Source organism: Syntrophobacterales bacterium (genome assembly GCA_019429105.1).
GTDB lineage: Bacteria > Desulfobacterota > Syntrophia > Syntrophales > UBA5619 > DYTH01.
On the sequence record JAHYJE010000011.1, the window covers coordinates 58,336 to 77,851 of the forward strand.

A 19,516-nucleotide genomic window follows, 5' to 3' on the forward strand; every position below is an offset into this window, starting at 1 on the left:
ACTATAAACCTTGCCGCGTCAGCGCCCCGCGCCCAGCGCTGGTCGGGCAAACTACAATTGTGTTTATTCGGCTGGCATTAAATAAATTGCTTTGAATTACGATATGAGGATGACGATATCCGGGTTCCGAACCCCTGGGCTCAGTAAGGTCAACCCAATATATTTCACCCTGTTTGATTACCATGACTCTTGCTCAATCATATTATTCTGTTTGACATGCATGGATTTTAAAATTCCCTTTTCTTCATTTCTCCGGCAAACCCGAAGCTTCGATCTCCGACAGGATCATCCCGGCAAGAATCATGAGCGCGCCGACAAATCCCGGCATTCCCAGACGCTCCCCTGCGGCATAGTAGGCGTAAATGGCGGCGAAGACCGGTTCCAGGCAGAAAATCAGGGCCGTGCGGGTGGGGCTTGTAAACCTCTGCATGGATGTCTGTACAAGAAAGGCAAATACCGTCGCGAAAATAACGGTAATAGCCAGCGCCCATGCTATCTCCTGATGCCAGACCAGGATACGGTCTCCGATAAACGCCGAAACAAGGGCGCTCAGCAGCGCGACTACTCCAAGCTGGATCGCCGTAAGCCAGAACACGTCGCCTGAACCTGCGTATTTACCGGTATATATGACATGCAGCGCGACGCTGACGGCGCAGATCCCCGCAAGCAAATCCCCTTTATTCGGGTTCAGAGTCCCTCCCTGCGTGGAGAGCAGGTAGAGACCAACCGCGGCAAGAAGCACCCCCAGAAACGTGTATCTACTGACGTGATAACCGTAGAAGAACGTGCCCAAAATCGGTAGCAGCAGCACATTTAGCCCGGTCAGAAAAGCCGCATTGGATGCGGACGTGTAAAGAAGCGCCGCCGTCTGAAACGCATAACCGCCGAACAGAAAGAACCCCATGATCGCCCCCCGTGGCAGCAGTTCGATCTTGAAGGGCCGGCGCAGCAAAAGGCAGATTGCCGCCATCAGAATCGCCGCGAGGGTAAAGCGCTGGGACAGAAAAACAAAGACGCCGGTACTCCTGATCGCCTCTTTCACGACAACAAAGGTGATGCCCCAGAAAAATGCCGTCATCACGAGCAGAAAATCCGCCATCAGCCTTTGGCCTCTTTGTTCAAACCCCGTTTTTCTCATCAGCGCCAGCCAAAAGCGAAGTTTAATATTCCTGATTCCCCGTCCGGTAATCGCTTTGCGCAAAACCGCTCCTCTATTTAAAGCGCGGGCACTTATATACAATGCCGATAATGAAAGCAATGAAAAGCTGAAGACATTTCCCTTGACAAAAACGGTCTGCCGGGGGTAAATCGCCTTGCTTCTTAACGACGTTGCCCTTGGGAACCGTTGCTTTTAGGCGCGCTGTCGGCTCGCGTTTTCATGACGCCGGAACGCACAAACGGCGTCGAACGCAGGGATGCACATAAAAATATCATGCCAATAAATCAATATAATCAATATTAAGGAGGAAGGATACCATGAAGGTTTATCGTGTTACGCTTGTTGTCATCGCCCTGTTCGCCATGCTCGTCTCCCCGCTGATGGAGGCCCCGGCAGCGGCCGCAGCAAAAAAAACCATCACCGTGGCAACCGATGCGACCTGGCCCCCGATGGAGTTTGTTAATGCCCAGAAAAAAATCGTCGGTTTGGATATAGATTTTTTAAAGGCGGTGGCCAAGGAGGGCGGCTTTAAGGTTGTCTTCAAAAACACCGCCTGGGACGGGATCTTCGCCGGCATCGAGGCCGGGAAATTCGACGCGATCATCTCGTCGGTAACGATTACCGACGAGCGCAAAAAAACGATGGATTTTTCCACACCCTACATCAACGCCGGGCAGATTCTCGTCGTTCCCAAAAAGGATAAGGCGACGCAGAAACTTGCGGATCTCAAGGGGAAGAAGGTCGGCGCCCAGATCGGCACAACCGGCGCGATGGAGGTCAAGAAAAATGCAGGCGTAGAACTTAAGACCTACGACGAGATAGGCCTCGCTTTTGAGGATATGGCGGCAGGCAGAATTGCCGCTGTTGTCTGCGATACCCCGGTTGCCGCCAACTATGCGCTTCAGCGCGAAGAGTACAAGAAAAATTTCAAGATCGTCGGCAAGCCGTTCACCGAAGAGTTCTATGGCGTTGTTGTTAAAAAGGGCAATAAGGAACTGCTGGAGATGATCAACAAAGGCATTGAACAGGTAAAAGCTAAGGGCCTCAACGAGGCTATTGAAAAGAAGTGGCTCCAATAAAGGCCCCCCCCAACAGCAATAACCTGGCGACGCCGGCGGTCATCGAGGTGACCGATGGCGTCGCCATCCCGTCGCGACGGGACAAGGGGCTTTTTACGGCCTGGCGAACGGCATTTATCGGCGCGATCGCGATCGTCGTCTATCTCGCCTGGACCCGGCCGAAGCCCTATCTGGAGATTCTCCGCTTCATCCCCGACGGCATCCTGGTCACCTTTCAGGTAACGATCGAGGCTATTGTCCTGGCCTTGATCATCGGGCTTTTCACTGGCCTCGGCCGGATCTCCAAAAACCGGATTATCAACGGAATCGCTTCATTGTACGTCGAGGTGATCCGGGGCATTCCGCTGCTCGTTCAGCTTTTCTACATCTATTACGCCCTGGGCCGGATCGTCAACCTGCCGGCGGTTATCAGCGCCGTCATTGCGATGGCCGTCTGCTACGGGGCCTACATGGGCGAGATCTTCCGTGCCGGGATAGAATCGGTTTCCAAGGGGCAGATGGAGGCGGCGCGCTCCCTCGGCATGACGCACGCCCAGGCGATGGTTCATGTCATCCTGCCGCAGGCGGTAAAGACCATCCTCCCGCCGATCGGCAACGAGTTTGTCGCCCTGTTGAAAGACTCCTCGCTTGTCTCGATCCTGGCGGTTTCGGATCTTTTGAGACGCGGCCGGGAGTACGCGTCCGAATCATTTTCCTATTTCGAAACCTACACGATGGTGGCGTTGATTTACCTGATCATTACCCTCTTTTTGTCCAAAATCATCAGCATCATGGAGGATAGGATCAATGTCGGCAGATAAACTCCGGAAAATTGTGGAAATCCGGGGCCTGGAAAAATATTTCGGCACACTCAAGGCGCTCGACCAGGTCTCGCTCGACATCTACGACGGGGAAAAGACCGTCATTATCGGCCCGAGCGGTTCCGGGAAAAGCACGCTGCTCCGAACAATCAACCAGCTTGAAAGTTTTGACCGGGGAAGCATTCTCGTGGACAATGTCGATATCCAGGATAAAAATACCGACATAAACAAGGTTCGCGAGGAGATCGGCATGGTCTTCCAGTCCTTCAACCTTTTCCCCCATAAAACGGTGCTCGAAAACGTCAACATGGCGCAGATGCTCGTGCGGAAGCGTTCCCGCAATGAGGCTACAGCCATTTCCGAGGAGCTTCTCAAAAAGGTCGGCATCCTGGACAAGAAGGATGAATATCCCCAGAAACTCTCCGGCGGTCAGCAGCAGCGGGTGGCAATCGCCCGGGCGCTGGCGATGAAGCCGAAGCTGATGCTGTTCGACGAGCCGACCTCGGCGCTTGACCCGGAGATGATTGGTGAGGTGCTGGGCGTCATGAAAAACCTCGCCCGCGAGGGGATGACGATGATCGTCGTCACCCACGAGATGGGGTTTGCCCGCGAGGTAGCCGACCGCGTGATCTTCATGGATTACGGAAAAATCGTTGAAGAAGGAAAACCCGATGAACTCTTCCGGACACCGACTCAGGAGCGGACTCGGCTTTTTCTGAAACAGATTCTCCAGGCCTGATAATTATCCCCATCAGCTTATCATGAACGCCGTTATCTCCATCACGTTTGTGCCAGTGGGCCCGGTTATGATCAGGTCTTCCGTCTGTTCAAAAAATGACAGGAGTCGTTTCGAGAGAGGTACTCGCCGAGACGACTTAAGCGCGACGCTCTTTTCCGTGTTCCAGTTTATGCTTTTCATGGTTCGAATATTAGCACATTGTGTGCATTATGGAAACACTTACTTAGGGCCAACGCCATGCATCAACCGACGCCGCCACGGACTTTCGGGAATCCACCGTAGGCGCCCGGCGTTGGCTGGATGCAATTGTTGGCCGCGCCTATCTTAAATATCGAGGGCAAAACGTATTGCACGCCCAACTGCAACCATTTTTGGCAGAGGCAAAAATGTGATCAATGCTCCAATCTTCCCCTTTGAAACAGTCTGCAAGTGATCGCAATTGACAGCACAATCCTGGGGCATGCCGTCAGCTTTCGAGAGAAATACCTCAGATGGTATGTTGCGGATTGTAGTTGTGATGGGAGCGATTGTTACCTCATCAAGGTATTCCAATACAGAATCTCGGGTCAGGATTAGAACTGGCCGCTTTTTATCTGGCGGTATGAACTTGTACCACCGTATTTCACCTTGTTTCATTCATCACCCCAAGCCTGCTCAATTTCCCAAGCTGAGAACTCATCGACGGCAACCGGGTATCGTTCGTACCCCCGGCGATGCTGGTGTTCTAGTTGCTCAAGGGTGTAGCGCGCAAGTGCGTCACGAAGTGCCTTTCTTGCGAAAGCAGAACGACTTGTTCGGAGCTCCTTTGAAACGCGGTCCACCGCTGTGACAAGGTCATCATCAAGTGTCATCTGAATGGTTCTCATATCGCACCTATATAATGTGGCTTTTTATAGCTATATTAATCCACATTGCAGACTATGTCAAATCGATTTTTTCGGCAAACAGTATAATTGGGCTAAAGCTGATTGCCTTGGGTAACGTTTGGGAAGCCGTTCAATGGGTGCTTGGCAATACAGCATTTACATTCCCGTGTGTCAAGAAGAATATTTGCGCCGACTTGAGTGCAATCAATAGTTTAATATCTATGTGAGGGCCGATGAAAACAGCTTGAGTTGTGGTGTGCACTCTGTTGTTTTCGCCGGCATGGAAAAGCAAAAAGATAAAGTCAGCGGTGCCGTGAATAGTGCCGGGGCAGAAAAGGGAACTGATTTATTTCTGCACGCTGCTTCTGCTAACGTCAGCTCATTATTTTCCCCCGCCATGAGGCTGTTCTATGGCGAGGGGAGTTAATCCCGATACTTGGGCCCTATCTGCTTTTGCAGCGCCGTCCTTTTGACCTGTTGCGGATGAGCTGGTTGCCGCTGCTTGCCTTTTTGCTGTTGCAGTTTTCGGGCGATCACGGTTTCCAGCCGTACAGCAAGCCATGGAAAGTGACAATGGCGGTAAACGGGCTTCTTTTTCTGGTCATCTTTTGCCTCGGGGCTTTTAAAACCAAAACATCGGAGGTAATTGCAAAACCATTTGTCATTCCCGAATGTCTCTATCGGAAATATGGTTTTTCAAGCAGTTAGAACCAGATTCCCGCTCAGAATCGTTGAGGGAATGACAGAATGGGGAGTTTTGCAATTGCCTCATCGGTAAGCAAGGTTCTACTGTTTGGCATGGCGCCGCTTTTTCTTTTTTTTATTTTTCACTTTGTGGTTCCGGATACGACCCTTGCGGCAAAAGCGCCGGGCCGCTTTCTTGAACAATACAAAAAAGAGATAGACGCCGATGCGGTCATTATTTCCGACGAAGATTCGCTGAAGTCTGTCTGCTGGTATTGGGGGCGTACCGATGTCAATATCCTGGGCGGAGCGGGAGAGCTTGATTACGGATTGAATTACTGGGATGCCCGGGGCAGAGTGTACGATATCAAAAACGCGTTCACCCTGATTGGGGAAAATAAGGGGAAAACAGTTCTGATCTTCCGAGGTAAAAACTTTTTTCAATGGCGCAATCAGCTTCCTCCACCGCCCCTTTTTGCTGAAAGCAAACCGCCGGGATATGTGTTATTGAGGTATTGAAAAATTGACCGTCAAGGGACTGGATTATGAGAATATTGCTTGTTGATGATGAGTATGCATTACGGGAACAGGTAAAAAATATATTGGAAAATCAGTGATATACGGTGGAAACAGCGCAGGACGGCGAGCAGGCTCTGGACAAATTGTCCGAAGCCGCGTTTGATATTGTCATCCTCGATATCATGATGCCGAAGATTGACGGCCTGACGGTTTTAAAACAATTGCGAAAGGCGAAAATCGATACCATGGTGCTGCTGCTTACCGCCAGGGGCGATGCCGCAGATAAGGTCAAGGGGCTCGATCTCGGCGCCATAAATACGATGCTGGATCGCCTGCAATACTCCTTCGTGAAACAGCGGGAATTTCTGTTTGACACGGCGCACGAATTAAAAACGCCCCTTGCAACCATGCGTTTGGCGGTTGAGGAAATTTTCGCTGCTGACGGGGGAAAATCGCGGTCGTCTGTGGAAGAAAACCTTTTGCGCTTGCAAAACCAGACGTTGCGGATGGAAAAACTGGTCAAGGATCTGCTGAATCTGTCAGCGCTGGAGACGCTCGCGGGCATTGATTCCCGATCGTTTGATTTTGCGGCGCTTTTCTCTTTGCTGCTGGCGGAATATCAATTTCTGGCGGATGCGCAGAGGATCAAAATGGAGATCCGCCTGCCGGAGCGACTCGCAGTCAGAGGAGACCCTGAAAAACTGAGCCGCGCCTTCTCCAATATAATAGACAACGCTCTCAAATACAATCTGGAGGGTGGCCGGATTGAAGCAAGCACTGATAAATCCGCAACTGGTATGACGGTAACAATTGTCAACACAGGGCCCGGCATTCCTGAGGCTGAAAGTCCCAAGGTTTTTGAGCAGTTTTATCGGGTCGAGAAGTCCCGGTCGTCGAAATTCGGCGGTTCCGGCTTGGGGCTGACAATAGCGAAAAGGATTGTCGAACTGCACGGAGGATAGATAAAGATTGAAAGCCGGGCGGGAAAATGGACGCGGGTAGCTGTTTTTTCCCCACTTGAGGAGGAATAAAAGCCAAATTGCTTTTGCGTACGTGCTGGCCTGCATTTCCGAAAAGAGGGGAAAGCAAGGAGCAGGTGGAACTGGCTGAAATGCCGTATAATAATGGAGTTGCGGGCATTCTTCGTTTGACAACTTCGCGCTGTTTATGAAATAAGACCACAAATACGACATTCTACAATTATGAAATCAGGCCGGCATGGGCAAAACGAAGTTTAATCTTCATAATTCTATATTTCTCAGTAGCTGGGGATGCAGGTTTTCACCGGGGATGACAATTTAAAGGACGTCTGGCGAGTTGGGCGAGATTGATCCTTATGGGTTGAAAGCTTTGAGATGAATGGAAAATATGGTAAGGCGCGGACGGGGATGCCGGATAAATGAGTTTGAAATCGATTAAAATACTGGTTCTGGCGATTGTCCCCATCTTTGTCTATCTGCTGCCGCTTCCCTTCATGCCGCTGATGGAGCCGGATGAGGGGCGCTACAGTTCCATACCCGACGAGATGAATGTCTCCGGAGACTATGTAACCCCGCGGCTCAAGGGGGTTGTCTATTTCGAGAAGCCCCCGCTTGCCTACTGGGCGACTGCGCTTTCTTTCAAGGTTTTCGGGAAAAACGAATTTTCCGCGCGTCTTTTTGTTGCCCTTGCGGCCTGGGGATGCATCATCCTGGCCTATCGGATGGGGCTCTTTTTTCATGATGCCCGGACGGGGCTTTACGCGGCGGCTGTCCTGACGACATTTTTATATCATTCGGCGCTCGGTCGGATAAACATTCTCGATATGCCGCTGGCCTTCTTCCTCGGGGTGGCGATCTGGTCGGGATTCCGGTTTTTTGCCGACGCTGAAAAACGGAAGGTCTGGCTTTACCTCCTCTACATCTTCAGCGCCCTCGCGTTTTTGACCAAGGGACTCATCGGGGTTGTGTTTCCGTTCGGCATTATTGGCGTCTGGCTGCTTTTCTCCCGACGGTTCCGAGACGTCTTGCGTCTCGTCTCCCCCCTCGGCATCCTGCTGTTTGCAGCGGTTTCACTGCCCTGGCTGATCCTCGTGCAACGGGAGAACCCGGATTTCTTTCGCTTTTTTTTCATTCAGGAGCACTTCTTACGTTATACGACAAGGATTCATGATCACTATCAGCCGCTCTATTACTATGTCCCCGTCCTGCTTGCCGGAGCGTTGCCCTGGCTTTTCTATCTTCCCGAGGCGATAAATGGGGTTAAGGGCGGCGAACCCCTGTTCAAAAGGGAGGAGAAGTCTTTTTTGCTGGTGTGGGCAGGGTTAATTTTTGTCTTTTTTTCTTTGTCCTCATCGAAACTGGTTCCCTACCTGACCCCGCTTTTCCCTCCGCTTGCCGTTGCTTTCGGCGTGATTTTCCGGTGTTTTGAGAAAAACCGGGAGGACACGGCAGCTCCGGTTGCCGGCGGCTGGCGCTTTGCCGGCATTATTATGCCCCTGCTTTTTCTGACGGCGCTTTTTGTCCCGCTTTTTCTCTCCAAACATGGCGTTAATCCTTCGACATGGCTGGCCCTGATCGCGATCCCTGCTTTTATTCAACTTGTTTTACTATTTTTGCCTTTCCGAATGCGAACCAAAGGCGGCCGCGGCTGGTTTTTGACGATTTATCTGCTTTACGCGCTTTTTTTCGTTTCGCTGACGGCGCCCCTGTCCTATTATCTTGCCCCTTACAAATCGGCCCGGCAACTTTCGCTGGCAATAGAGGGCAACATCCCCCGGGATGTCGAGGTTTATCAATACGGGATCTCGCTGTACGGCATTGATTTTTACACCGGCAGAAAAACCCCGATTGTTGATGATATCGGGGAATTGGGGTATGGGGTTTCGCAGCTCCCCCGGGAAAAAAGGGATCATTACTTCCTCCATACCGAAGGTTTTTTTCAGATGGCAAAAGGAACGAAAGGGATCTACTGCGCGACGGAAAACGACGAAAAACTGGCGAGGCTGAAAAAAGAGTTTACCGAGAGCCGCATTTTGTGGCAGAGTTCCGAGTACTCGCTTTTGCAACTGAACGGATCAACCCCCAAGGAGAATTGATGTGAAGAAAAGAGAGGATTTTCTGCCGATGAACCGGCCTTCCCTCGGAGAAGCCGAGATTGCCGCAGTTACCGCTTGTCTGCGCTCGCACTGGATTACAACCGGGGCGCTCTGTAAGACTTTTGAAGAAAAATTTCAGACGCTGACCGGGGCAAAGTACGCTGTTTCCCTGACTTCGGGAACGGCGGGGATGGATATTCTGCTGACGGCGCTCGGCATCGGCACAGGCGATGAGGTGATTACCCCCTCGCTGACATTTGCCTCAACGGTTAACATGCTTGCGCTGCACGGCGCGCGTCCGGTTTTTGTCGATATTGACTATGACACCCTCAACATCGATGCCGAGGCGATCGAGGCCTTGATTACCCCACGGACAAGGGCGATTATCCCCGTGCATTTTGGCGGCGCCCCGGCGGATATGGCCAAAATTCAGGAGATTGCCCAGCGTCATAACCTGATTGTAATTGAAGACGCGGCCCACGCCGTGGGAACGCGCTACCGGGGAATTCATGCCGGCGGCTTCGGGGAGATGGCAATATTTTCCTTTCATCCCATCAAGAATATAACGACCGGCGAGGGGGGGCTGATCACCCATAACGATGAAAAACTGGAAAAGAAACTCCGTCTGCTGCGCTTTCACGGGATCGAGCGGGATGCCTGGAAGCGCTATGGAAAAGGGGGGAACCCCGAATACGATATCGAGGCGCCGGGCTGGAAATACAACATGACGGACCTCCAGGCGGCCCTGGGGAACGCCCAGTTTGACAGGATCGACGAGTTCAACCGCCGCCGGGCCGAAATCGTTGCGTTGTACGAGGAGGGGCTGCGGGATGTGCAAGGGCTGGAACTGACGCTCGCTCCCGACTACCCGCACGAACATGCCCATCACCTTTTTGTCGTGAAAATTCTCGCGCTGAAAAGGGAGCGCTTCATGGAGAAGCTCTCCGACTACAACATCGGCTACGGGCTCCATTTCCCGCCCTGCCATCGGCTCAAATATGTCAGGGAGCGCTACGGTTTGGTTTCCTTGCCGGCGACGGAAAAAGCCGCGGATAAAATCATCTCTCTGCCCCTTTTTCCGGAAATGACGGATAACGACGTCGGGTATGTCTCAGAGGCGATAAAGGAAATAATGGCCGGCTGACATGCACGCATTTTATCAACATTAAACTTTGTTTTCGAGGGAAAGCGCAGAAGGAAACAAGAAGAGATGGTAACAGAAAACATTGAAAATTATAAAGATATGATATCATTAGTAGTTCCTGTTTATAACGAAGAGGAGAATCTGCCGGAGCTGATGAAGCGGATCCGCCCGGTGATGGCGGCTTTGGACAGGCGATGGGAGATAATCCTGGTCGATGACGGCAGCCGGGATCGGTCGCTTGCACTCCTGAAGGAATTTACCGTTTATCCCGAGGTGCGGGTTGTCGAACTAACCAGAAATTATGGGCAGCACGCGGCGATTCTGGCGGGTTTTTCGGTTGTCAACGGTGAGATAATCATTACCCTGGATGCGGATCTCCAGAATCCGCCCGAGGAGATCCCCCGTCTTATCGCCGCAATGGAAGAGGACGGGCTCGACGTGGTCGGGACGATCAGGAAACAGAGAAAAGACTCCCTCTTCCGGATCATTCCTTCCCGGATAGTCAATATCGTTGCCCGGAAGATCACCGGCGTCCACATGACCGACTGGGGGTGCATGCTGCGGGCCTACCGCCGGACGGTTGTCGAGCGGATGATTTCCTGCCATGAACACGCCACCTTCATCCCGGCTTTGGCGACCCATTTCGGGAAGCGCGTAGAGGAGATAGAGGTTGCCCACGAGGAGCGGCATGGGGGAAAGTCAAACTATCCGCTGAGAAAACTGATCAGTTTGCAGTTCGATCTGGTAGCCTCTTTTTCCGAATTGCCGATCAAGCTTATCATGTACGGGGGCGTTCTGCTTGCCATCCTCGGCGTGCTGTTTGGCCTTTTTCTGGTCGCGGCCCGGCTTATCTATGGCGCCCTCTGGGCAGCGCAGGGCGTCTTCACGCTCTTCGCCATCATGTTTGTCTTTGTCGGACTCCAGTTTTTTGCGCTCGGCATTCTGGGAGAATATATCGGCCGGATCTACCGGGAGGTTCGCAAACGGCCGGAATATGTGATCGAAAAGGTTTATGGCGGCCCAGTTGCAAAGGCGGAAGAAAAAGCATGAAAGCAGTGGTCTTTGCCTATCATAACATGGGGATAGCAGGGCTTGACGCCCTGGAAAGAGCCGGGTTGGAAATCCCCCTGATTTTTTCCCACGCAGACGATCCGGCGGAGAACTGCTGGTTTGGCTCGGTCCGGGAGTGGGGGGAAAAACGGGGCATACCGGTGGAATGTCCCATGGATATCCGCGAGGAGAGATGGACGAAGCAAATTGCCGCGCTTGCTCCGGAGATGATCTTTTCCTTTTACTGCCGGTTTATGCTCCCCGACGAAATTCTCGCAATTCCCACCCGGGGGGCGTATAACCTCCACGGCTCCTTGCTCCCCAAGTATCGCGGCCGGGCGCCGGTGAACTGGGTGCTGGTCAATGGCGAGAAGCAGACGGCAGTTACGCTGCACCATCTTGCGCATAAACCCGATGCCGGCGATATCGTGGGTCAGCGGGTTGTGCCGATCGCGTTTGAGGACACGGCGCTTACCCTCTTCGGAAAATTGTGCGCAGCCGCAGGCGGGCTTCTGGACGAGCTGCTGCCCTTGATGAAAAGCGGCAAGGCACCCCGCGTCCAGCAAGACCTGGCCCTGGGGAGTTACTTTGGCGGCCGGCGGCCGGACGATGGCCGTATCTGCTGGGACTGGCCGGCAGAGCGAATTTACAACCTGATTCGGGCGGTGACCGACCCCTATCCGGGCGCGTTCTGTGAAATGCCGGATGGTTCCAGACTGATGGCATGGTGGGGTATGCCCGCAGGCGATAAGGCGGCAGGAGAGAATAGTAAACGGGAAGCTCCCGGAACAATTAAGATTGAGGACAAAACGGTGATCGTGCAGACAGGGGAGGGGAAAATCCGTCTTTTGGATGTTCAGTGTGAAGGAGCAAGAATGACCGGAGACGCGCTTTATAACTTTTTTAAAAACAGGGAAGGAATAAAACTATCATGAAGGTATTGATTTTAGGGGTAAACGGATTTATCGGGCACCATCTGACGCAGCGCATCCTCGACGAGACGGACTGGAGCGTTTATGGGATGGACCTCTCCGACGACCGTCTGGGAAAGAACCTGCAAAATCCGCGGTTTCATTTCATCGAGGGGGATATTGCGATTAACCGGGAGTGGATCGAGTACCACATCAAAAAATGCGACGTCGTGCTGCCGCTGGTTGCGATCGCCACGCCAAAACTGTACGTTGAGGACCCAATCGGGGTTTTCAATCTCGATTTCGAGATGAACCTCAATATCGTCAAACAGTGCGTAAAGTATCATAAAAGGGTGCTTTTTCCTTCCACCTCGGAGGTTTACGGCGCCTGCCCCGATCGGGAATTCAAGGAGGATGAAAGCTACCTCGTGGTCGGCCCGATACAAAAAGAGCGCTGGATTTACTCCTGCTCGAAGCAACTCTTGGACCGGGTTATCTACGCGTACGGCACAAGGGGACAGGTTGAATTTACCCTTTTTCGCCCCTTCAACTGGATTGGCCCCCGCCTCGATTCCCTTTACGCCGCGAAGGAGGGGAGTTCCCGGGTAGTGACGCAGTTTATTGCGGAGTTGATGCTGAAGCGGCCGATCTCCCTTGTGGATGGCGGCAATCAGAAGCGCTGCTTCACTTACATAGACGATGGCATCTCCGCCCTGGTGAAGATCATCGCCAACAAGGACGATGCCTGCAAAAGCGAGATCATCAACATCGGCAGTCCGCAAAATGAATGCTCTGTGCGGGAGCTGGCCCACAAGCTGAAGGAACTTTTTATGGAACATCCGAGACATCGTGACGACAAAACATATTCGGAAATCATTGAAGTGTCTTCACAGGATTTTTATGGGAAGGGATATCAGGACATAATCACCCGTACCCCAAGCATAGAAAAGGCGCGCCGGCTTTTAGACTGGACACCTCGGATAAATCTGGATGATTCACTGCGGATGACTTTGTATGCGTTTCTTGAAGAAAATGAAAAATAAGGAGCGTTTTTGTCCGGCATACTGGGTCTGAAAATCGATGTCGATACTTATCAGGGGATGAAGGAAGGGGTGCCTTGTCTTCTCGATATATTGAGAAAAAACAACCTGCCGGCGACTTTTTACTTAAGCATCGGCCCGGATGCCTCAGGTCGGGCCGTTCTGCAGCTTCTGAGAAACCCCCGTTTTTTGAAGAAAATGATCCGGACGCGCGCGGCGAGCCTTTACGGATTCAAGACCGCCCTCTACGGAACGCTGCTGCCATCGCCAATGATTGCCCTTTCTTTTCCCGAGATCGTCCGGCGGATAAAGGCGGAAGGGCACGAGGTGCAGTTTCATGCCTGGGATCACCGGCGCTGGCAGGATGAGCTCTTCACGAAATCCGAAGCGTGGATAAGGGAGTGGTTCAGGCGCGGCCTTGCCGGCTTTGAAAGTTTGGCCGGAGAAAAACCGCAGTCATTCGGCGCCCCGGCCTGGCTGATCGATGACCGCGTGCTTGCAATCGTCGGAGAATTTGGGTTTGAGTATCTAAGTTGCACCAGGGCGCGGGCGCCGTTTATCCACGAAGGGATAAATCTGGTTGAAATTCCGTCCGATATCCCCTGTTTCGAGGAGGTGGGGATGGCGGAGGGGACGCAAAAAATTCTGTCCGCATTGGTCCCGGGAGGAATGCATGTTCTTCCCGTCCATGCCGAGGTCGAAGGCGGGATCATGGCCGATAATTTTATCGTCCTGCTGGAAGCAATAAAAAAGCTGGATTATCGCTTCGTCCGACTCGGCGAAATGATTCCGCTGCTGAATCGCGCTGAGCTTCCCCGCCGCCGGTTTCGCCTTGAACTGCTGCCGGGCCGCTCGGTTAAATGCGCCGTCTGAAAGGCAGGTAAATTTGAGCAAAGAGATGTTAAAAAAGAGCCAATTGCAAAACTATTTGTCATTCCCGAAAGCGGAGCTTAATGTACGCAATGCTTCTATCGGGAATACGGTTTTTCAAGCAGTTAGAACCAGATTATGAACATTAAACTTCGTTTTCCCGCTTAAAATCATTGCGGGAATGACAGAATGTGAGAGTTTTGCAATTGCCTCAAAAGATTGTAATTTTACCGCGCAGTGCTGTATGAGACGGCGGAGTTTTATCACTATGGAAAGAAGGGAGTAAAAAAAATGAATGAATATAATCTGTTGGAAAAGCTGGCCGAGGCGAGCCCCGGAATGGAGATTTGGTGGGACGCTTCGCCCCTGACCTATGAAAACTGGCGGCGCAAGCTGCTCGCCGGCGTTGCGGCCGCCGATAAAGAGACCCTTGAACGTCAGTTGGAGCGCCTCTTCAATCCTGCCCATCCGGAAGAGTCGCTCGTTCGCGGCGTTACCACCAATCCGGCGATTTCCCTGCAGGCGATCAGCGAAGATCCGGGGTATTGGAAAGAGGTTGCCTTGGGGATGATCGCGAAAAACCCGGGAATAGACAAGGAATCCCTCTTCTGGATGCTCTATAAGGAGGTTGTCAAACGGGGCTCCGACATGCTTTTGCCGCTTTTTGAAAAATCCGGTTACCGCGAAGGCTACCTGTCCGGGCAGGTGGATCCCCGCAAGTCCTTTGACAAGGCGGCGATGATCGCGCAGGCCAAGGAGATCGCCGCCATCAACCCCAATGTAATGGTCAAAATTCCCGGGACAAAGGAAGGGTACGAGGTTCTGGAATTACTCACCTCGTGGGGAATTTCGACCAACAATACGCTGGCTTTTGTCATGTCGCAGTTGATGGATGGGGCGAAAGCCGTGCAAAGGGGGCTGGAGACCGCCCGGAAGAACAACGTCGATCTGACGAAGTGGCGCTCGGTAATTACCATGATGGAGGCCCGTTTCGGCGATCTGGGCGGATTGCGGGATTTCGCCCGTGCCGAGGGGCTCGAGCTTTCCGAGGCCGAGGTGCGGCTTGCCGAAATGGCCATTCTCAAGAAGGCCTACCGCCTCTTTCACGATGGGAACTATCCGAGCAAGCTTCTTTCCTGCTCGCTTAGGCTGGGGCCGACGGTGGATGGCAAGGCGCGCATCTGGCATCTCGAGGAAAAGGCCGGCGGCAGCATCGTGCTGACCTGCCCGCCGTCGTTTATCGCCGACGTAATCAAGTTAGCCGGGGAGGATGACATTGTTTTCGAAAAGGGCCGCATCGAAAAGGACATCCCGCCGGAGGTGCTGGAAAAGCTGCTCAAGGTTCCCTATTTCGCCCGGGGATACGCTGAAGATGGCTACACCCGCGACGAGTACAAGGACCATCCCTCCCTCGTGAAGACCGCAGGACAGTTCAACAAAGCCACCGACGACATGGTGGAATTTGCCCGCAAATGCCTCGAAGAGTGAAATAAATCGGGGTCAGAGTGACATTAATCAATCTCACTCTGACCCCTTATTTCGCTGCTGTTCCTTGTCGATATCTTCCCAACTCATTTAGATATTATTCCGTCATTATTTACTTTTTTACCAGCGTCCCCCTTAATTAGAGCGTCAAATTTCGGAGAGCGCTTGATATAGGAATCGATATAGCTGCATGACGGTACAACTTTGACATTCAGCGCTTGTGCATGCGTTAAGGCAGCCTCCGCCAGCGCAGCGGCGACGCCCTGGTCCCGCATTGAGTCCGGCACAAAGGTGTGAGTAAACGTCCAAACGTCACCTGCCACTTGGTAGTCACAGACTGCCAGAGCGTCGCCACTTCTGTACTCAAACCTGCACTCCGCTTCGTTGTGAATAATATTCATAAAGTAAAGCCTCCTTTCGCGAATAAATCTGATTATTCTCCGATTATCTTGACCAGAACCCTTTTGCGCCTCCTGCCGTCAAACTCGCCATAGAAAATCTTTTCCCAGGGGCCGAAGTCCAGCTTGCCCCCGGTGATGGCGACAACCACTTCCCGTCCCATAACCTGTCTTTTCAAATGAGCGTCCCCGTTGTCTTCTCCGGTCCGATTGTGCCGGTATTGGGAAACAGGTTCATGCGGGGCGAGCTTTTCGAGCCAATCCTCATAGTCTTGATGCAGGCCGGATTCGTCGTCGTTTATGAAGACCGAGGCTGTGATATGCATGGCGTTCACAAGAATCAAACCCTCCGTTACGCCGCTTGCCTCCAGGCACTGTTCCACCTGTTCCGTAATGTTGACAAACCCTCTGCGGGCAGGGATGTTGAACCATAATTCTTTCCGGTAAGATTTCATGGATTTTTCGGCTCCGGTTATTTAATTTTTCAGCTCGTTGTAATATCCGTGGCAGATTACCCTGCCACCTTTCAGCCGATGATTACAGTCAGGGCGGTGGGGCTGTCTATCAGATAGTCGGCGCCGGCCTGGATGAGAATATCCCGGCTGTCTTTGGAGGCGGATGAAAGAAAAAGCGCGCCGATGCCGCGGTACTTCTTCTGCGACGCCCGCGCGGCCTGCATGTCGTCCGGCATGTCGCCGACATAGGAGCGCTGGTCAAAAGAGGTGCCGAGCCGGTCAGACAGAAGGTCCAGCATGAACGGGTTTGGTTTTTCCAGGGAAACACGAATGTTTTTCTCTCTGTAAAGCCGCTGTTCCTCCTTGATGCAGTCATCGTGGGTTACAATATCCCGGAAATACTTTCTGATGGCGAAGCGCTTCAGCGGGTGCTCCGCCTCCATTTGCGGTCTGCCGGTGGCGATGGCGAGGGTGTGACGCAGGGCCAAATCCTGAAGAATCGCCGCGTTTACGAGGAGTGATTCGTTGTTTATCAGACCTTCATCCTTGCTGAATTCAGGCTCAAGGTCGTATGCCGACCGGAATAGGGCAGGGCCGAGATAGATTTCCTGAAACATCCGCTTGATGATGTTGCCGGTTTTCACATCGCCCCGGAAACACTGCTCTACGAAAGATGATTTTCCGCTCCGCTGAAAGGCGGCAAGATCCGTCAGCGGAGTGCTGGATTTGTGAAGAAAATCAGCGAGCTTTTGGGCATCATAGACGCGGATGACGTTTTTGTAGGACACGCTGTCTGCCGAGGGGGTGCTTCCGGCGGGATATTCGAGCAGCGTGAAAAGCAGGTCGATTGTCCGCGCCGTCAGCTCCCAGTCGTTGTTAAGTCCGCCTGTCTGCTTCAACCTGAGCAGTTCTTCAAGCGAAAACAGCGGGTCCGGCAATTTGTCGAAATTTTTTGTCCCCGCTAAAAACAGTTGCGCCGTTTTTCGTACCGCCTCCCGGTAAGAGCCGGAAACGTCGATCAGGACGCCGTCCATGTCAAACACAATTAATTTATTTGATTTCATAATATTGAAACAATTATTAAAGTGAAGCATCAGCAAATTGCCAAGGTAAATTCAATCTGCCTGCGTATTCATAAATCCCTGCCATTACCCTTTCTTCAACTAAAACGAAAAAATCAGCCGCCGTGTTTGCGAGGTCGGCTGGCTTGAATTTTTGGGCAATTTTAGAACGCAAATAGCCGCTGTAAAACGGAAATAACCTTAAACTGGATTTCTGAATCAAGAGAGCCGAGTCTTTTTATAAGTCGCCTTTTGTCTATGGTCCGTAGCTGATCCAACACGATATGTCCCTTCCTGCTCTCAAATACGCAGGCTATTCTTGTTGGATATTCCTTCCCTGCCGTCGTCATCGGGGCAACTATGACGGTTTGGATATGCCGGTTCATTTCGTCCGGTGAAATAATCACACATGGTCGTGTTTTCTGAATTTCAGAACCAACAGTAGGATCAAGATTGATTAAATATACATCGAATCGATTCACTACCATTGCCATTCCTCTTCATCCCAGGAATTAGAAATATTGTCATTTTCGTCGATCAATGCATCATGACCTTTTTGGGCCATTATTCTGAAAGCATCATCCCAGCCCGACCTTGGATTTGAGATCGGACGAATAATGATTTGGGTCTTCTCCACCTCAAGCTCAACATCATCGATAATTCCCGTTTGATCAAGTAATGGTTTGGGAATGCGGATCCCTTGAGAATTACCTATTTTTACAACGTGCGCTCTCATTATTTCACCTCCTCGCATAAATTGTGGTCACATTGTAATTACATTCATCTTGGAAGTCAAGGATTCAGTTTTTATTATATTGTGGTATCTATGCTCAACATTTGAGCTAACCGGCGCGCAGCTTTTTCGCGCGTCCGGTTGAGTGCTTCGTTAGGCGCTGTGTTGCTTTTGTAATTTCGAGAAGAGATCTTAAGGCATCATTCACAGCAGCCGAGCTGGTAAATGCCTCGGCTATTTCTGGTTCGAGGATGGCTACATTAGCGCCTTCCTCTATCAGCCGTTTGAAGTACTTGCCGCGAACGGCCTTTGAATAATCAAAATCATATTCGGGGCGTTGTTCCTCTATAGTTTTAGTTTTCATGTCTTTTCCTCTCCAACATGGTTGCAGGACGTGCACTGATAATTCGTATCGCATCTCGTCTTTCCGTGGACGATACAACGAAAAGACGTCCTTGATATGAATAACCAACGGTAATGAATCTGTCTTCTTCGATGGAGTGGTCTGGATCAGCGAACGTTGCTGATAAGGGATCATAGAACACGGTAACAGCTTCTTCAAAAGAAATTGCGTGTTTTCTTATATTCTTTTTCTCTTTATCCTTGTCCCACTCAAATTTCATGATACCTCCCTGTGAAAGTCAGAGATATTTATTATACCAGGTAATCTCTATAAAATGGGGGAAGTGTCCCTATATTCTCCTATAATCTCTCGTCAACAGTCGCTCCGGACACCTTATTCAAAATAGGGTACCGGTGCTTTTTTACTTATTTACCAGCGTCACTTATCCCTCTATATTGAAATCGGTCATATCGTTGCCGAAGTGTCGATTACTTCAATGTTTTGACCTAACAGTTTCTTTGTTAGGTCCTCGATTATCAAGTTAACGGCGGCCACTCAAAACCTCGATAAAGGCCTCTATGCGAGTTTCCACCTGGCCTTCGGAAAAATTCCGTTCATCCACCATATCGGCTTCGATCATCAGCGTGGGAATCCCCATTTTTCCCCCGACAATCCGCTGGATGTCGTACTGGCCGAAGAAATAGTGTAATTAATGGGGGTCAGAACAACATTATCCAAAAACAGCTCCTAATGAGATAAATGTTACTCTGACCCCAATTCTTCTGACCCCAATTCTTGGCCTTCACAGTTGCCTTCTATTTCATGGAGCATATCATGTCAAATAATAGTTGCAGTCTTCCGGCAAAGACAAATTTTCGATTGCTAATTTACCGGGCCGGATGTATTCACCAGCGACGAAAAATCGAAAATATGGGGTAGTATTGAAACAGGCCAGACAAAAGGAGGTCATTGCAGGTAGGGATGTTTCTTCGCTGCGGATATGTCTGATGACCTATCGGGGCAATCCCGGCAGCGGCGGGCAGGGGGTGTATGTCAAATATCTGAGCGGCGCCCTCCGGGAACTCGGCCATGAGGTTGATGTTC

At 51.5% G+C, this 19,516-nt stretch carries 23 protein-coding genes and 1 pseudogene; 12 read left to right on the forward strand and 12 right to left on the reverse strand.

From position 1 onward, the window contains the following. Nucleotide 1 precedes the first annotated feature (1 nt). Both K0B01_05495 and K0B01_05500 read right to left on the reverse strand, forming a co-directional pair. A complete protein-coding gene (locus K0B01_05495) occupies nucleotides 2–184 on the reverse strand; it encodes a type II toxin-antitoxin system PemK/MazF family toxin (GenBank protein MBW6485591.1) in 183 nt (60 codons plus the stop codon). A gap of 60 nt (nucleotides 185–244) precedes the next feature. Continuing rightward, nucleotides 245–1,201 carry a DMT family transporter gene (locus K0B01_05500; GenBank protein MBW6485592.1) on the reverse strand — a complete coding sequence of 319 codons (957 nt, stop codon included), beginning with the start codon at nucleotides 1,199–1,201 and terminating at the stop codon, nucleotides 245–247. Nucleotides 1,202–1,476: 275 nt separating this feature from the next. Between K0B01_05500 and K0B01_05505 the strand changes: the two genes are divergently transcribed. Genes K0B01_05505 through K0B01_05515 form a run of 3 tightly spaced genes read left to right on the forward strand, consistent with a single transcriptional unit; the run spans nucleotide 1,477 to nucleotide 3,777 of the window. Further along, complete coding sequence (locus K0B01_05505; protein ID MBW6485593.1) at nucleotides 1,477–2,238, forward strand: basic amino acid ABC transporter substrate-binding protein; 762 nt, start codon at nucleotides 1,477–1,479, stop codon at nucleotides 2,236–2,238. Then, entirely contained in the window at nucleotides 2,226–3,038 is an 813-nt protein-coding gene (locus K0B01_05510; GenBank protein MBW6485594.1) for an amino acid ABC transporter permease, read from the forward strand. Before K0B01_05505 ends, K0B01_05510 begins: the two co-directional genes overlap by 13 nt. Next, nucleotides 3,025–3,777, forward strand: a complete 753-nt coding sequence (locus tag K0B01_05515; protein MBW6485595.1) for an amino acid ABC transporter ATP-binding protein — start codon at nucleotides 3,025–3,027, stop codon at nucleotides 3,775–3,777. Before K0B01_05510 ends, K0B01_05515 begins: the two co-directional genes overlap by 14 nt. A gap of 324 nt (nucleotides 3,778–4,101) precedes the next feature. Here the strand turns inward: K0B01_05515 and K0B01_05520 are convergent, their stop codons facing one another. Both K0B01_05520 and K0B01_05525 read right to left on the reverse strand, forming a co-directional pair. Next, nucleotides 4,102–4,413, reverse strand: coding sequence for a type II toxin-antitoxin system PemK/MazF family toxin (locus K0B01_05520; protein MBW6485596.1), 312 nt, complete (start codon nucleotides 4,411–4,413; stop codon nucleotides 4,102–4,104). Beyond that, complete coding sequence (locus tag K0B01_05525; GenBank protein MBW6485597.1) at nucleotides 4,410–4,643, reverse strand: ribbon-helix-helix protein, CopG family; 234 nt, start codon at nucleotides 4,641–4,643, stop codon at nucleotides 4,410–4,412. The genes K0B01_05520 and K0B01_05525 overlap by 4 nt, the downstream gene beginning before the upstream one ends. A gap of 747 nt (nucleotides 4,644–5,390) precedes the next feature. On the opposite strand from K0B01_05525, the gene K0B01_05530 reads away from it, so the two are divergent. From K0B01_05530 to K0B01_05570, 9 genes are all read left to right on the forward strand, one after another. Next, nucleotides 5,391–5,846, forward strand: a complete 456-nt coding sequence (locus tag K0B01_05530) for a hypothetical protein (GenBank protein ID MBW6485598.1) — start codon at nucleotides 5,391–5,393, stop codon at nucleotides 5,844–5,846. A 104-nt stretch (nucleotides 5,847–5,950) separates the two neighbouring features. Next, complete coding sequence (locus tag K0B01_05535; GenBank protein MBW6485599.1) at nucleotides 5,951–6,808, forward strand: hybrid sensor histidine kinase/response regulator; 858 nt, start codon at nucleotides 5,951–5,953, stop codon at nucleotides 6,806–6,808. 437 nt (nucleotides 6,809–7,245) lie between these two features. Then, nucleotides 7,246–8,922, forward strand: coding sequence for a glycosyltransferase family 39 protein (locus K0B01_05540; protein MBW6485600.1), 1,677 nt, complete (start codon nucleotides 7,246–7,248; stop codon nucleotides 8,920–8,922). A 1-nt stretch (nucleotide 8,923) separates the two neighbouring features. Beyond that, complete coding sequence (locus K0B01_05545; GenBank protein MBW6485601.1) at nucleotides 8,924–10,066, forward strand: aminotransferase class I/II-fold pyridoxal phosphate-dependent enzyme; 1,143 nt, start codon at nucleotides 8,924–8,926, stop codon at nucleotides 10,064–10,066. 99 nt (nucleotides 10,067–10,165) lie between these two features. Further along, nucleotides 10,166–11,116, forward strand: a complete 951-nt coding sequence (locus K0B01_05550) for a glycosyltransferase (GenBank protein ID MBW6485602.1) — start codon at nucleotides 10,166–10,168, stop codon at nucleotides 11,114–11,116. Beyond that, nucleotides 11,113–12,051 carry a formyltransferase gene (locus K0B01_05555; protein ID MBW6485603.1) on the forward strand — a complete coding sequence of 313 codons (939 nt, stop codon included), beginning with the start codon at nucleotides 11,113–11,115 and terminating at the stop codon, nucleotides 12,049–12,051. The genes K0B01_05550 and K0B01_05555 overlap by 4 nt, the downstream gene beginning before the upstream one ends. Further along, complete coding sequence (locus K0B01_05560) at nucleotides 12,048–13,070, forward strand: bifunctional UDP-4-keto-pentose/UDP-xylose synthase (GenBank protein ID MBW6485604.1); 1,023 nt, start codon at nucleotides 12,048–12,050, stop codon at nucleotides 13,068–13,070. The genes K0B01_05555 and K0B01_05560 overlap by 4 nt, the downstream gene beginning before the upstream one ends. Nucleotides 13,071–13,079: 9 nt before the next feature. Next, entirely contained in the window at nucleotides 13,080–13,940 is an 861-nt protein-coding gene (locus tag K0B01_05565) for a polysaccharide deacetylase family protein (protein ID MBW6485605.1), read from the forward strand. A gap of 288 nt (nucleotides 13,941–14,228) precedes the next feature. After that, nucleotides 14,229–15,425, forward strand: a complete 1,197-nt coding sequence (locus K0B01_05570) for a hypothetical protein (GenBank protein ID MBW6485606.1) — start codon at nucleotides 14,229–14,231, stop codon at nucleotides 15,423–15,425. Between the two features lie 83 nt (nucleotides 15,426–15,508). Here the strand turns inward: K0B01_05570 and K0B01_05575 are convergent, their stop codons facing one another. The 8 genes and pseudogenes from K0B01_05575 to K0B01_05610 form a co-directional block, all read right to left on the reverse strand. Beyond that, nucleotides 15,509–15,823 carry an N-acetyltransferase gene (locus K0B01_05575; GenBank protein MBW6485607.1) on the reverse strand — a complete coding sequence of 105 codons (315 nt, stop codon included), beginning with the start codon at nucleotides 15,821–15,823 and terminating at the stop codon, nucleotides 15,509–15,511. 32 nt (nucleotides 15,824–15,855) lie between these two features. Beyond that, the gene (locus K0B01_05580; protein ID MBW6485608.1) at nucleotides 15,856–16,275 is read right to left on the reverse strand and encodes a secondary thiamine-phosphate synthase enzyme YjbQ; all 420 of its coding nucleotides are present in this window, start codon (nucleotides 16,273–16,275) and stop codon (nucleotides 15,856–15,858) included. Nucleotides 16,276–16,346: 71 nt separating this feature from the next. After that, nucleotides 16,347–17,309 carry an HAD family hydrolase gene (locus tag K0B01_05585; GenBank protein ID MBW6485609.1) on the reverse strand — a complete coding sequence of 321 codons (963 nt, stop codon included), beginning with the start codon at nucleotides 17,307–17,309 and terminating at the stop codon, nucleotides 16,347–16,349. Nucleotides 17,310–17,500: 191 nt separating this feature from the next. Next, nucleotides 17,501–17,824, reverse strand: a complete 324-nt coding sequence (locus K0B01_05590) for a type II toxin-antitoxin system PemK/MazF family toxin (GenBank protein ID MBW6485610.1) — start codon at nucleotides 17,822–17,824, stop codon at nucleotides 17,501–17,503. After that, nucleotides 17,818–18,072: an AbrB/MazE/SpoVT family DNA-binding domain-containing protein gene (locus K0B01_05595; GenBank protein MBW6485611.1), complete on the reverse strand. Its 255-nt coding sequence runs from the start codon at nucleotides 18,070–18,072 to the stop codon at nucleotides 17,818–17,820. Before K0B01_05595 ends, K0B01_05590 begins: the two co-directional genes overlap by 7 nt. Before the next feature lie 106 nt (nucleotides 18,073–18,178). After that, the gene (locus tag K0B01_05600; GenBank protein MBW6485612.1) at nucleotides 18,179–18,433 is read right to left on the reverse strand and encodes a hypothetical protein; all 255 of its coding nucleotides are present in this window, start codon (nucleotides 18,431–18,433) and stop codon (nucleotides 18,179–18,181) included. Continuing rightward, nucleotides 18,423–18,695, reverse strand: a complete 273-nt coding sequence (locus tag K0B01_05605) for a BrnT family toxin (protein ID MBW6485613.1) — start codon at nucleotides 18,693–18,695, stop codon at nucleotides 18,423–18,425. Before K0B01_05605 ends, K0B01_05600 begins: the two co-directional genes overlap by 11 nt. Nucleotides 18,696–18,953: 258 nt before the next feature. Further along, nucleotides 18,954–19,115: pseudogene (locus K0B01_05610) on the reverse strand (2-hydroxyacyl-CoA dehydratase family protein). Between the last annotated feature and the right edge of the window lie 401 nt (nucleotides 19,116–19,516).

Coding starts and splice junctions, on each gene's coding strand:
- K0B01_05495 (MBW6485591.1), bottom strand. CDS start 184: ATGGTAATCAAACAGGGTGAAATATATTGGGTTGACCTTACTGAGCCC.
- K0B01_05505 (MBW6485593.1), top strand. CDS start 1,477: ATGAAGGTTTATCGTGTTACGCTTGTTGTCATCGCCCTGTTCGCCATG.
- K0B01_05515 (MBW6485595.1), top strand. CDS start 3,025: ATGTCGGCAGATAAACTCCGGAAAATTGTGGAAATCCGGGGCCTGGAA.
- K0B01_05520 (MBW6485596.1), bottom strand. CDS start 4,413: ATGAAACAAGGTGAAATACGGTGGTACAAGTTCATACCGCCAGATAAA.
- K0B01_05525 (MBW6485597.1), bottom strand. CDS start 4,643: ATGAGAACCATTCAGATGACACTTGATGATGACCTTGTCACAGCGGTG.
- K0B01_05530 (MBW6485598.1), top strand. CDS start 5,391: ATGGGGAGTTTTGCAATTGCCTCATCGGTAAGCAAGGTTCTACTGTTT.
- K0B01_05540 (MBW6485600.1), top strand. CDS start 7,246: ATGAGTTTGAAATCGATTAAAATACTGGTTCTGGCGATTGTCCCCATC.
- K0B01_05550 (MBW6485602.1), top strand. CDS start 10,166: ATGATATCATTAGTAGTTCCTGTTTATAACGAAGAGGAGAATCTGCCG.
- K0B01_05555 (MBW6485603.1), top strand. CDS start 11,113: ATGAAAGCAGTGGTCTTTGCCTATCATAACATGGGGATAGCAGGGCTT.
- K0B01_05560 (MBW6485604.1), top strand. CDS start 12,048: ATGAAGGTATTGATTTTAGGGGTAAACGGATTTATCGGGCACCATCTG.
- K0B01_05570 (MBW6485606.1), top strand. CDS start 14,229: ATGAATGAATATAATCTGTTGGAAAAGCTGGCCGAGGCGAGCCCCGGA.
- K0B01_05575 (MBW6485607.1), bottom strand. CDS start 15,823: ATGAATATTATTCACAACGAAGCGGAGTGCAGGTTTGAGTACAGAAGT.
- K0B01_05580 (MBW6485608.1), bottom strand. CDS start 16,275: ATGAAATCTTACCGGAAAGAATTATGGTTCAACATCCCTGCCCGCAGA.
- K0B01_05585 (MBW6485609.1), bottom strand. CDS start 17,309: ATGGACGGCGTCCTGATCGACGTTTCCGGCTCTTACCGGGAGGCGGTA.
- K0B01_05590 (MBW6485610.1), bottom strand. CDS start 17,824: ATGGTAGTGAATCGATTCGATGTATATTTAATCAATCTTGATCCTACT.
- K0B01_05595 (MBW6485611.1), bottom strand. CDS start 18,072: ATGAGAGCGCACGTTGTAAAAATAGGTAATTCTCAAGGGATCCGCATT.
- K0B01_05600 (MBW6485612.1), bottom strand. CDS start 18,433: ATGAAAACTAAAACTATAGAGGAACAACGCCCCGAATATGATTTTGAT.